Origin of the sequence: Acinetobacter sp. YH01025 (assembly GCF_013420185.1) — a bacterium.
Taxonomy (GTDB): Bacteria; Pseudomonadota; Gammaproteobacteria; order Pseudomonadales; family Moraxellaceae; genus Acinetobacter; species Acinetobacter indicus.
The window spans coordinates 1-11672 of sequence record NZ_VOYR01000008.1 but is presented as its reverse complement, the minus strand read 5'-3'; the positions used below and the strand labels follow the sequence as shown (position 1 = coordinate 11672).

The 11672-nt window shown below is 45.7% G+C and carries 15 protein-coding genes; 8 read left to right on the top strand and 7 right to left on the bottom strand.

Going from position 1 to position 11672, the window contains the following annotated elements; translation table 11 throughout:
* Positions 1–112 precede the first annotated feature (112 nt).
* The 3 genes from FTT89_RS09415 to FTT89_RS09405 all read right to left on the bottom strand — a co-directional run bounded on the left by FTT89_RS09415 (position 113) and on the right by FTT89_RS09405 (position 3522).
* Positions 113–565: a DUF2147 domain-containing protein gene (locus tag FTT89_RS09415; protein ID WP_104487297.1), complete on the bottom strand. Its 453-nt coding sequence runs from the start codon at positions 563–565 to the stop codon at positions 113–115.
* A 419-nt stretch (positions 566–984) separates the two neighbouring features.
* The gene (fumC, locus tag FTT89_RS09410; RefSeq protein ID WP_180036387.1) at positions 985–2379 is read right to left on the bottom strand and encodes a class II fumarate hydratase; all 1395 of its coding nucleotides are present in this window, start codon (positions 2377–2379) and stop codon (positions 985–987) included.
* Positions 2380–2514: 135 nt separating this feature from the next.
* Positions 2515–3522 (bottom strand): SDR family NAD(P)-dependent oxidoreductase, encoded by a 1008-nt coding sequence (locus FTT89_RS09405; RefSeq protein WP_075167041.1) that lies wholly within the window; start codon positions 3520–3522, stop codon positions 2515–2517.
* Positions 3523–3593: 71 nt separating this feature from the next.
* On the opposite strand from FTT89_RS09405, the gene tusD reads away from it, so the two are divergent.
* Genes tusD through FTT89_RS09385 form a run of 4 tightly spaced genes read left to right on the top strand, consistent with a single transcriptional unit; the run spans position 3594 to position 4988 of the window.
* Entirely contained in the window at positions 3594–3962 is a 369-nt protein-coding gene (tusD, locus tag FTT89_RS09400) for a sulfurtransferase complex subunit TusD (RefSeq protein ID WP_005178259.1), read from the top strand.
* Between the two features lie 43 nt (positions 3963–4005).
* Positions 4006–4356, top strand: a complete 351-nt coding sequence (locus tag FTT89_RS09395; RefSeq protein WP_005178260.1) for a hypothetical protein — start codon at positions 4006–4008, stop codon at positions 4354–4356.
* Positions 4357–4373: 17 nt separating this feature from the next.
* Positions 4374–4658, top strand: coding sequence for a DsrH/TusB family sulfur metabolism protein (locus FTT89_RS09390; RefSeq protein WP_016658053.1), 285 nt, complete (start codon positions 4374–4376; stop codon positions 4656–4658).
* An 18-nt stretch (positions 4659–4676) separates the two neighbouring features.
* Entirely contained in the window at positions 4677–4988 is a 312-nt protein-coding gene (locus FTT89_RS09385; RefSeq protein WP_005178263.1) for a TusE/DsrC/DsvC family sulfur relay protein, read from the top strand.
* Between the two features lie 79 nt (positions 4989–5067).
* On the opposite strand, the gene FTT89_RS09380 is transcribed toward FTT89_RS09385, so the two are convergent.
* Positions 5068–5967: a LysR family transcriptional regulator gene (locus tag FTT89_RS09380; RefSeq protein ID WP_034597704.1), complete on the bottom strand. Its 900-nt coding sequence runs from the start codon at positions 5965–5967 to the stop codon at positions 5068–5070.
* 101 nt (positions 5968–6068) lie between these two features.
* On the opposite strand from FTT89_RS09380, the gene FTT89_RS09375 reads away from it, so the two are divergent.
* Complete coding sequence (locus FTT89_RS09375) at positions 6069–6482, top strand: CidA/LrgA family protein (protein ID WP_180007085.1); 414 nt, start codon at positions 6069–6071, stop codon at positions 6480–6482.
* Position 6483: 1 nt separating this feature from the next.
* Positions 6484–7176 carry an LrgB family protein gene (locus FTT89_RS09370; RefSeq protein ID WP_168414702.1) on the top strand — a complete coding sequence of 231 codons (693 nt, stop codon included), beginning with the start codon at positions 6484–6486 and terminating at the stop codon, positions 7174–7176.
* 33 nt (positions 7177–7209) lie between these two features.
* Here FTT89_RS09370 and ybaK read toward each other — a convergent pair whose 3' ends face one another.
* Positions 7210–7680, bottom strand: coding sequence for a Cys-tRNA(Pro) deacylase (ybaK, locus tag FTT89_RS09365; protein ID WP_005178272.1), 471 nt, complete (start codon positions 7678–7680; stop codon positions 7210–7212).
* 75 nt (positions 7681–7755) lie between these two features.
* Positions 7756–9381 carry a Na/Pi cotransporter family protein gene (locus FTT89_RS09360; protein WP_160241262.1) on the bottom strand — a complete coding sequence of 542 codons (1626 nt, stop codon included), beginning with the start codon at positions 9379–9381 and terminating at the stop codon, positions 7756–7758.
* Between the two features lie 313 nt (positions 9382–9694).
* Here FTT89_RS09360 and FTT89_RS09355 point away from each other — a divergent pair, with 313 nt between their 5' ends.
* Positions 9695–10237: a lytic transglycosylase domain-containing protein gene (locus FTT89_RS09355; protein WP_005178276.1), complete on the top strand. Its 543-nt coding sequence runs from the start codon at positions 9695–9697 to the stop codon at positions 10235–10237.
* A gap of 149 nt (positions 10238–10386) precedes the next feature.
* Complete coding sequence (locus FTT89_RS09350) at positions 10387–10935, top strand: type 1 glutamine amidotransferase domain-containing protein (RefSeq protein WP_180007083.1); 549 nt, start codon at positions 10387–10389, stop codon at positions 10933–10935.
* Positions 10936–11004: 69 nt separating this feature from the next.
* Here the strand turns inward: FTT89_RS09350 and FTT89_RS09345 are convergent, their stop codons facing one another.
* Positions 11005–11328 (bottom strand): ankyrin repeat domain-containing protein, encoded by a 324-nt coding sequence (locus tag FTT89_RS09345; RefSeq protein WP_005178280.1) that lies wholly within the window; start codon positions 11326–11328, stop codon positions 11005–11007.
* Between the last annotated feature and the right edge of the window lie 344 nt (positions 11329–11672).

Here is an 11672-nt window from a genome sequence, read left to right as displayed (position 1 = left end):
GGAAGAAAAATGGGGGAATTGAAATATTTTGAATTCTTAGATTCTTAAAAAAGAAAAACCATCTAACACGAAGTTAAATGGTTTTTAGAACCCGCTCAACAACCAGAGGTCATTAGAGCTTTTTCCAGGTCATGGCACTGGTTGTATTGCTCTGTTGCGCTTTACCAAATACTTTCATCTGGTCTTTAGCATCATTCAATTGCGCTTCAATGGTATAGGTACGGCCATCCTGGGTATTCAGCCATTGACCTTGCTTAAACTGCTTATGGTTGCCGGTCATGCCTTTCAGCACTTCCATACCAAAAATCGGCTGGTTCTTTAAAGCCCCTTCACATTTGCCACAAACGTCCGGATTCACCGCTCCCGCCGCCGGATAATGCTTGCTCACTACTGCACTATACTGCTGTGTTTTGGAGTTTTTACGAATCACAATTTCCGACACATAATACCCGGTTCGATCATCAATCACTTTCCATGTCCCGATTAAAGGATCAAACGGCATTGCCACTACAGTTTTGGTTAAACCCGCCAATAGAGCCGCAGCCCCCAATAATTTAAAATTCATAAGCAAAAAGAGTTTCAAAAGAGTCAATAAAGAAATGAGATACGCTTCCCAGCGGCCTGAATTATATTCATTTTCCTAAATTAAATCATAATAATTTCATAAATTTTAAATATCTATGTGGTATTTAGATCCAATTTTTGCTAGATACTTCACATTTCTTTTCCAGAATTTTAGCAATTCTTTTTATTGTCACATTCAGGGCTTATGATGCAGTCAAGGTCATTAAAAACGAGAAGATGGCCTGTAATAACTAAGTAGCGCAAACTAACCCAGCATATAGCAATCCATATGTTGGGTTTTCTTTTATAGGTACTTTGCACTTTCATGCACAGGTTCTGATGGAAAAATAGTTGTGATGAAGCAAGATTTTTTAGCCCACCGGGATGGCTGCTCATATTCCATCCCGGTAGATGCAACACTTATTTCGCATTCGGTGAAACCATATTTTCTGGTCGTACCACGTCATCAAACTGTTCAGCAGTGACCAGATTCAGCTCCACCGCCACCTGTTTTAAGGTTTTCCCTTCTTTATAGGCCGTTTTCGCGACTTTGGCAGCATTTTCATAACCAATTACCGGATTCAGTGCTGTCACCAACATCAGCGAGTTATGCAGGAAATGATCAATCTTGTCACGGTTCGGTTCAATTCCGACAGCGCAGTGATCGTTAAAGCTGTTGCAGGCATCTCCCAATAACTGAATCGACTGTAACAGGTTATAGGCAATCACTGGCATAAATACGTTTAGCTCGAAATTCCCTGAAGCCCCAGCCACATTAATTGTCGTATCATTACCCAGCACTTGCGCCACCACCATGGTCATGGCTTCACTCTGGGTCGGATTGACCTTGCCCGGCATAATGCTTGAACCCGGTTCATTTTCCGGAATGCGGATTTCACCAAAACCACAGCGCGGCCCACTGGCCAGCCAGCGTATATCATTGGCAATTTTATTTAAGCTCACAGCCAGAGTTTTTAAGGCACCGGAAGCAAATACCGCAGCATCACGTCCAGCCAAAGCTTCAAACTTGTTCGGCGCAGTAACGAAAGCCAAACCGGTCAGGCTGGCCAGTTGCTGTGCGGCTTTTTCAGCATAGTCCGGATGGGCATTTAAACCGGTTCCTACGGCGGTGCCACCCAACGGCAGTTCATATAAACCGTCCAGGGCCTGATGCAAACGTTTCAAACCATGATCGAGCTGCGAGACATAGCCACTAAATTCCTGCCCTAACGTTAAAGGTGTTGCATCCTGTAAATGGGTACGGCCAATTTTCACAATATCGGCAAAGGCGTCGCTTTTGGCCTGCAAGGTATCTCTTAAACGGGTCACTGCCGGAATCAGCAGTTCACTAATCTGTAAACTGGCAGCGACATGAATCGCGGTTGGAAAAGAATCGTTGGTTGATTGGGCGCGGTTCACATGGTCATTCGGATGAACCGGCTTTTGCGCGCCCAGCGGATTTCCAAGTTTCTGGTTGGCAATATTGGCAATCACTTCATTACAGTTCATATTGCTTTGCGTGCCCGAACCAGTCTGCCATACCACCAGCGGAAACTGGCTATCCCATTTGCCTTCAATCACTTCTTCAGCTGCATCAACAATATAGTGCGACAGCTCTTGAGGAATCTGGTTCAGTTCTGCATTGGTCATGGCCGCGGCTTTTTTCACTAAGCCCATGGCGCGAATCATGGGACGAGGTAAACGTTCCTGCCCGATTTTAAAATTCTGTAAGCTGCGCTGAGTCTGTGCACCCCACATGGCCTCACTCGGGACTTCAACTTCTCCCATGGTGTCGTGTTCGATACGTGTTTGCATACTCAACCTCTATCTATTCTTGCTGTTCTCAATGCTGTTATAACGCTGCCCTGAGGCAGCGGCTATGGCGAATATAGTCATCTTAGGTCAGGCGGATAAAATTATAAATGATAATTATTATCATATTTAGATATATCATTGCCCGCGCAAGGTATGCTGATAAAAGCGCCATTCATCTTCTAGCATCTGCTGAATCGAGCGTTTCGGTTGCCAGCCTAGTACCTCTTTGGCTTTACTAATATCGGCCGCGACCTGATCCAGTTCAGCATAGGGATATACATCAGCATCGACCGTTTTAATTTCGGTACCGGTGACGCTCGAAATTTCATTTAACAGCTGCTGGATGGAAATCGCCTCGCCGGCAATATTAAAGGCTTCACAAACATGCTGTTGCTGGAATAGCCATTGCAGGGTTAAAGACACCGCTTCACAACAATCCAGTACATGCAGGAAACTACGTTCAACAGTCTTGTCTTCAGTTTGGGCCTGTTTACGCAGCTCGATAAATTCGCGTTGCCGCGCCCCGACCTGCATCGCCAGGGGTACAATATTTTTTGGCAGTGGCGGTACCATTTCACCCAGTACCCCATGTTCAAAGGCACCGGCAATATTACCCAAACGCAATAAGGCAATTTTCCATTCATTGTCAGTTTTAAAGGTATCCTGAATAATTTCCTCAGCCATCTGCTGAGATTTGATATACGGATTCGGATAGGCATACTGAAATGGCAGATCTTCTTTCAGTTGCAGGCTGGATTGACCATACACGGTTAAGCTGGATAAATGCGCCAGCACACGTACCCCGGTACGCTGCATGGCACGCAGCAAACTCATGATACAGCTGACATTATCATTATAATATTCAAGCGGTTTCAGGACCGATTCTTCCAGCGATTTAAAGCTGGCTGTATGCACCACTGCATCGACCGAATACTGTTCAAAGACTTTATTTAAGGCCGGGGTGTTACGAATATCAATTTTGGCAAAAGGCACATACATGCCCGAAATATATTCAAGTCGTTCTAAGGTTTGTAAATTGGCATTGGATAAATTGTCGACAATAATGACTTCTTGCCCTTGAGCCATCAGACTTAATGCAATATGCGAGCCTATAAAGCCTAAACCACCAGTCACTAAAATCATTGTATACTACCTTTTTCTTATGAAGTCTGAATGCCCCCTGTGTTGCGGGAACATTTCATTAGTGAATTTTGATGAGTACCTTATTACTAATTACCTCCGCGCCAACCTCAATTCATGCCTGGCATGCGTTGGGTCTGGCTCAAGCCTTGCAGAGCAAGAATGAAGATTTCCGGGTGTTCTTCTATCAGGACGCTGTTATGGTCGCTAACGATTTACAATGGCTACCCGATGATCAGCGACAGTTAAAATCGGAATGGCAAAAACTGTCGATTCGTTTGCCGGTTTGTGTCAGTGCGGCACTGTTACGCGGGATTACCGATCAGGACAATGCCAAACGTCATCAACTTCATCAACACAATTTAGCCGCGGGCTTTGAATTGGTTGGTCTGGGCGAACTTGCCGATGCAGTGCAATCTGCAGATCGCCTTCTTCAATTCTAAGTGGTTCTATTTGAGAATTTGTTGCATTTAAAAGGTAAATTGTGTGAAAACTGTACTCGTCATTTTAAGCCAGGCCAATTTAAGCAGCCAGCAGGTACATGAAAGCCTGTCTGCAACTATGGTACTGGCCACTTTTGGCTGTGAAGTCAAAGTGTTATTACAGGATGCTGCCCTAAGTCTGCTCAAAAGCGATTTGGCTTTTGACCAGCTCAAACACGCCTTCAAGCTGGCCTCGAATATGGTCGAAAGTTTTGAGTTTTATGATTTAAGCCCGATTCTGGTAGAACACCAGCATCAACATTCAGCTTATGTCAGCCAGTCGCAGCAGGAAATCGAGTTTATTGAACTGAATGCGGACTTTATCCAGCGTTTTGACCACGTGCTGTACTGGTAAGCCGGAAGGAATCTGTTATGTCACAAAATACTTTATATCTGCTGCAATCCGGCTTCCATACTACCCCGGCCATGCTGGACAAAGTTTCACGTCTGTATAGTGAAGGCGATGCAGTGGTGCTGATGGGTGATGCAGTATTGGCCATTGATCACCCATTTTGTCAGCAATGCGGCACCCTGTTTGCACTGGAGCATGATCTAGAGCTGCTGGTCCAGCCATTGCCTGCCCATCTGCACAGTTTAAACTATGCTACCTTTGCCGAGCTGTGTCTGGCTTATAGCCGTTGTATCTCTTTAAAATAAACAAGCTTTGAGTGTGTTATGAATCTTGAACTGGACCAAGATGGTCATTTGGTCGATTACACCATCTGGAATGAAACTGTAGCGCAAGAGCTGGCCAAAAGCCTGGAGCTGGAACTGGAAGATTGGCATTTTGAAATTTTGCAGGCTGTGCGCCAGTTTTATCAGCAGTTTGGTCATTCTCCGGCGACTCGCCCGTTAATCAAGTTTCTGATGAAAACGGTCAGCCCTGAGATTAATAATGCCCTCTTGCAAGAGCGTTTTAACACCGGACTGGTGGCGCGGCATTTAAGCCGTCTGGCCGGTATTCCCAAACCGGCGAATTGCCTGTAATTGGAGGAAGATTCATCTGTTCAGAGGTTTAGCGCTATAGATGAATCTGATTTCACACGATAATCCTTTAATTCTTACTTTAGAAATGAATCTCATCAGGATGCGTTTCAATAATTCTTAACCAGGCCCGGGTGGCCGGACTCATGGCGACTGTCGTATTCCAGGCCATTCGCAAGGTCCAGTTCAGCTCAGGCTGGCACAAACGGCTGATCTGATAACGCTCGGCAGGCAACTGCTCACAATAAACCTGAGGCAACAGCGCAATCCCCACGCCGGAATCCACCATTTTGGCAATAAAATCCCACTGGCTGCTTTTACAGACAATCTTCGGTTCAAAACCCAGCTGTTGTGCGGCCTGCAAAATCATCTGGTTTAAAGTAAAGCTGTCGGCAAACAGTAAAAAAGACTCATCTTTCAGTTCCAGCAACGATACCGTTTCACGTCCCTGCCATGCAGAATTCCGGGCAGATAACAAACACAGTGGCGAATCCATAATTGGAATTCCGCCCAATACCGGTTTTAAATGGCCGAGTACAATCCCGACATCAATCTGTTTATCCAGAATAGCAGCTTCAATCCCGCTGGCGCCTACCTCTAAAAAGCTCAGTTCAATAGCCGGATACTGCTGATGAAACTTGGCAATTAACCGGCTTAATAGCACCGAACCCAAGGGCGGCAAACCCAGCGTCAATTTACCACGTTCTAGCGCATGAACTTCCGCCACCGAATCATAAATCGCCTGCTCCAGTTGCAGCATTTGTAGCGCATGCTGATAAATCTGCTCGCCCAGGTAAGTCAATTGCACTTCACGTTTACGCCCAGCTTCACCTTTATGAAACAGCGCAGTGCCCAACTCATCTTCCAGCCCCCGAATGGCCTTGCTAATTGTGGGCTGGGTCAGGCACAAAGCATCTGCAGTCCGGGTAAAACTTTGCAATTGCACCAGCTTGACCAGTATTTTCAGGCTTTTTAAATCCACCATCATTCCCAATAGGCATAATTATTTTTTCATTATTCATAATCATCTTGGTAGGTCAAATCTAAAATACAGTCGTGTTTAACCTTTAGGGCAATTCAGCGATGTGGTCACTTTCCCGTGTTGCCGTCCTCAGCATACAAATTGCGCTGCTAATCCTGATCTGGTGGCTCGGTGCGCTGATCCAACAGATATTACAGCTGCCGGTTTCAGCGGGTGTGATTGGCCTGATCCTGTTACTGCTGGCGCTGTTAAGTGGCATATTTCAACTGCAATGGATCAAGCAAGGCGCCGATTTTATGCTGGCCGAGCTGATGCTGCTGTTTATTCCCTGTGTGGTCGGCATTATCAATGATCTGGATTTACTGCTGAGCCAAGGCTGGCAACTGCTGCTCTCGATTACGCTCGGCACCTGTGCGGTAATGGTCGCCACAGCCTATAGCGTGTGCTGGGGTTTTAAACTGGAACAGCGGCTCAGGAAAAATACCAACAATACCACATATGTGTCAGGAGATTAAGATGAACCTGATCGCAAGCCTGTGCTTTATCTTCACCCTGCTGGGTTATATCGTGGCCAAACAGCTGTATCGTCGTTATCCGGTGCTGCTGTTTTTACCCTCTATTCTGGTTCCGGCTGGATTAATCTGCGTGCTGCTCTATTTCGGGATTTCCTATAACAGCTATATGCAGTACAGCCACTGGATTGTCTGGATGCTCGGGCCAGCCACGGTGGCTTTTGCCATTCCGATTTATGAATATCGTGCGCTGATTCAACGCCATCTGCTGGCCATCAGCATGGGTATTGTGATCGGTATGTGTGTCGGCATTATCAGTGCTTTTTATCTGGCGCAGCTGTTTCAGCTAAATCAGGAAACCACATATAGCCTGATGGCGCGCTCTATCTCTACACCCTTTGCGATGGAGTTAAGTACACAGGTGGGCGGCTCGGTTGAACTGGTAATCCTGTTCACCATGATGACCGGCTTTGCCGGCGGTTTTATGGCAGATGCCGTCTTACTCGCACTCAAACTGAATTCACATTTTGCTCAAGGTGCAGCCTTAGGTAATGCCGCGCATGGTTTTGGTACTTCTAAAGCCTTTATGCGCCATCGTGAAGAAGGTGTGGCCGCCTGCTTAAGTATGGTACTGGCTGGCATATTTATGGTGATTTTTGGACCTGCCCTGATTCATGGCGTGGTCCGGTTTTTATAACTGAATCCGCTGCTAAAATAAAATCAGTGCAGATTAAGACTCATCCACCACATCGGCAAACTGGGCATTTAACACCCGGGCCAGATCATCCGGCTTTAAACCAATGTCCAGTCCACGTTTGCCACCGCTGACATAGATTTTTGCCAGACTTTGCGCGCTCTGGTCAATCACAGTTTTTAAACGTTTCTTCTGCCCAATCGGGCTAATTCCGCCAACCAGATAACCGGTTAAACGTTCGGCATCTTTAGGCTCTGCCATATGCAGTTTTTTACAGCCCACCGCGGTAGCAACTTTCTTTAAATTTAACTGCACATGCACCGGTAAAATCGCCACATAATACTGTTTATCATCAGTTACCAATAAGGTTTTAAATACTTCGGCCAGCGCTAAACCCAGCTTTTCCGCTGCTTCCAGCCCAAAACTTTTGGCGTTCGGATCATGCTCATATTCATGAATGCTATAGTCAATTTTATTGGATTTTAAAATTTTACAGGCCGGTGTCATTTTAGTTGCCCAGTGATAAACCTCCTCGCAGTATAAAAGCTTCTGCTGCAGAAGTTAATCACTATATAGCTTAGGCTATTGAGTGGCAGCATGATATTTCCGCTTTTCCACATCATCCAGCATGCTCTCGGTTTCCTGCAAGACATTGGCCAAACGCTGGGTATGCGCAATCAAACGGTCCAGCCAGCGCTGTGCGGCGAGCAATTCCAGACTGCGCGCAGCACTCAGATGTTGCACCGTGGCATATTCAATCACTTTTTCACGCGCTTCGGCACGCTGCTCTTCCACCCATTGTTTCAGGTTTAACAGCTCACGATTTAAAGATGCCACTTCGGTCAGACGGTTAAACTCATCGACATACTGAAAGTGATTGTCCAGCACATGAATATAATCCAGCCCCATCTGATAAATAGTCGGCTGGGTGCGGATATGCTCGGCATGTTCCACCGCTTCCAGATCGCTGCGCAGCACACGTAAATACACCATCAGGCGCAGCATCGCCATTAAACGCTGCTGATCCAGCTCATTTTCACTAACCGATAAATCTTCCAGATACTGCTGCACCCGTTTTAAGATTTCATCCAGTTGCTGTAATTCGCTATTGGAGGGCAAACGACCTTCCTGAATCGCGCGTTTCAGCAAAATCAGGATATGCCCAATCGACCAATAAATCACTTTAGAAGCGGCATTAATCGCTAAAGCCGGCACCGAAAAACTGGCCTGATCCAGATAACATAAAATTGAAGGGGTGCGGTCTGGAATTAAACCGACAATCAACTGTTCAAACTGTTTTAAAAAGGGCAATAAAAATAAGGTTCCCAGCACACTAAAGGCGGTATGAAACGCAGCGACAATAATCACATCATCCCAAGTGCCGACCTGTGAATGTTCCGCCAGCCACAAAAAAGCCGGTTTCAACAAGATAAAAGCCAACACGGCCGAAATCACGTTAAACACCACATGCACGGCTGCGGTGCGTTTGGCATTGGCAGTCGAGCCCATGGCTGCCAGAATCGCGGTCGCCACCGTACCAATATTTTGTCCAATCACCAGACCTAAGGCTTGGGACAAATCAATCGCACCACTGGCTAAAGCGGCCAAGGTCGCAGTAATGGCTGCACTGGAAGATTGCAGCAGCACGGTCATCACCAGCCCGACCAGCACTAAAATCAACTGTGTGGTGAAAGAGTTATTGGAAAAAACCGATAAATCAACCCGCTCGGCAAAACCGGACATTGCCACCTGCAGCAAGTCAATCCCAAAGAAAATCAGGCCAAAACCGGCAATAGTTAAACCGAATAAAGACAGTCGCCCACGGCTGAATAATTTAAAGATCGCCCCCAACCCAATGAGTGGCAAGGCAATATGGGCAATGGAAAATTTAACCCCCAAAAAAGCCACCATCCAACCGGTGCTGGTGGTGCCAACATTGGCGCCAATAATCACACCAATGGCCTGACTAAAAGTCAGAATACCAGCACTCACAAAGCCAATGGTGGCCAATGTGGTTGCCGTTGAGGATTGCACAGCCAAAGTCAGGCCGATGCCAGAAAAAATGGCTTTAATCGGTGAACCTGTAAATTTAGACAGCCATAAACGCAATGACTCCCCAGCCATCTCTTTCAGACTGTCTGTCATTAAGGTCATTCCAATCAGGAACAAACCGATCCCGCCACACAACTGTGCAATCACTTCTAACATGCAACTACCCAATAAATATTTTTATTTTCAACCATCTAAGTATATAAGAGATTATGCAATGAAAGCCGCTTTATACCCTAAAAGTTGCATAGTGACATCAACATGAACAGCACAATAAATAGAAACATGATCTTCCAATGCACTCTAAAGATATTTCAAACACGTAGTATTGGAGCGAAAACTTAACAAAACAGCGGCGGTTCCAGGCCGCCGTTGGCTTGACGGATATCGCCCAGCTCACTAACATCCTTAAAACATATTCGCGAGCACTGGCTAATCTGGTGCAGCATCACTGCTTTTTTCTGATTTTAAAATGAAACTGACCATCCCATTATTATTGAAAACCTCTTTTATTGGCCTCAGTGCCCTTAGCCTGATTGCCTGCTCACCTTTAGGGGGCGGCTCCGTTGCCAAACGTTCCGCTAAACTTTCAGTCGGGATCCAAAAAGCCTATTCGGTTGCACCTGACACCGCTAACCGTGTTGCGCCGATGATTGTGCAACATGCAGAACGTTATGAAATTGATCCACTGTTACTGGCCGCGCTGATTCGCCAGGAATCCAGCTACCGCAGTCATGTGGTATCACCGGCTGGTGCGGTGGGCTTAACCCAAGTCATTCCGCGTTATTGGCAGCAAAGCTGTGGCAGTAATTTGTTTGATGAATCTTCCAATATTCAATGTGGTTCTTACATTTTAAATCGCTATAACACGAAAGCCGGCAGCTGGCCTAAAGCCCTAGCTTATTATAATGTTGGTCCTACCGGTTATCATTCCAGCTGGAAGATGAAACGCCAAGGCAAACGTTATGCCAAACAGGTTAAACAGCATCAAAATGATTTAAAAGGCGCACTATAAACCTTTTTATCCTGCGATTTTTTAAAAGCTCCTGATGGGGCTTTTTTACATCATTGCCAAGCAATTACATATTCCCGTCAAAACCAATACAGTGCCTTGAGCCTCAGTTGTTAACGTAGCAAAAGAATTCACGAAACGAGGATGGGAAAATGCCAAAGAAAGTATTATTCATTACGTCCAATCAGGGTGTGGAGCAAGATGAGCTGATCAAACCCTTTGAATATTTGAAATCTAAAGGCATTGAAGCCATACATGCAGCAGAAGAACAAAAAGAAGTTCAAACGGTCAAGACTGATAAAGAACCCGGTCTAAGTACCGAACCGGAAACAACGCTAGATAAGGTCAATCCGGAAGATTACGATGCACTGGTCATTCCCGGTGGAACGGTCAATGCCGATACGCTGCGGATCAACCCCGAAGCGCATAAAATCATCCAGCACTTTACCGATCAAGGTAAACTGATTGCCGCAATCTGTCATGGTCCGTGGGTTTTAATTAATGCCGAACGGATTCGCGATAAAAACCTGACGTCTTATAAAACCATCAAGCTGGATCTGGAAAATGCCGGCGCGAAATGGGTCGATGAAGAAGTCCATCGCTGCAATACCGGTGGATGGGTATTGATCAGCTCACGTAATCCAGATGATATTCCTGCATTTAACCAGGCGATTGTGCAAGAACTGGAAGCTGAAACCTAAAGATTTTTAATCGCCTCCATAAAAGAAACCTCATCTTCGGATGAGGTTTCTTTTATCAGAATCGGGAAATTAAGCAAGCCCTTTGAGCTGCTTTAAATAGGCCACCACTTCCTCATTACCTGCCATTTCAGCAAGTTCCAGCGCTGTATGTGGACTACGATGCTCCATATCCGCCCCTTTGCTCATCAGCAGTTTCACCACGTCCAGATGATCATTTTCTGCCGCCGCCTGCAAGGCACTATAGCCTTCCTCATCACTACCATTGGCATCTGCACCTTGCTGTAAGGCTTGCTGTACCTGCTCCAACTCACCCAGTGACGCCCAATATACAATTTCAGGAAGATGTAGCTCATCATCATCTTCAGGGATCGGAGAGAATGAATTCAGTTTCATAAAGTGCTCTTAGAATCGTAATTTGATCATATTGATCTTAAGATTTTAGCTGAATCTGGGGATATATATGGATTTAAATTGTTAGCTTTAATTTTTAGATAAAAATTGGGTTCTATGCGCTGGCTGATGAGGCATTTATTTAAATAGAAGCAGGAAGGAACAGCAAAAAATCAAAAGCGACCTTAAACAAGATGAGGAAGCCCAGATAAATTTTACCCATAAAAAAATCCCCCTGCTGTTTAAGCTAGGGGGATTTTGAATTAATGAGCTGGCGATGACTTACTCTCACATGGGTAACCCCACACTACCATCAGCGCTAAGAGGTTTCACTTCTGAGTTCGGGA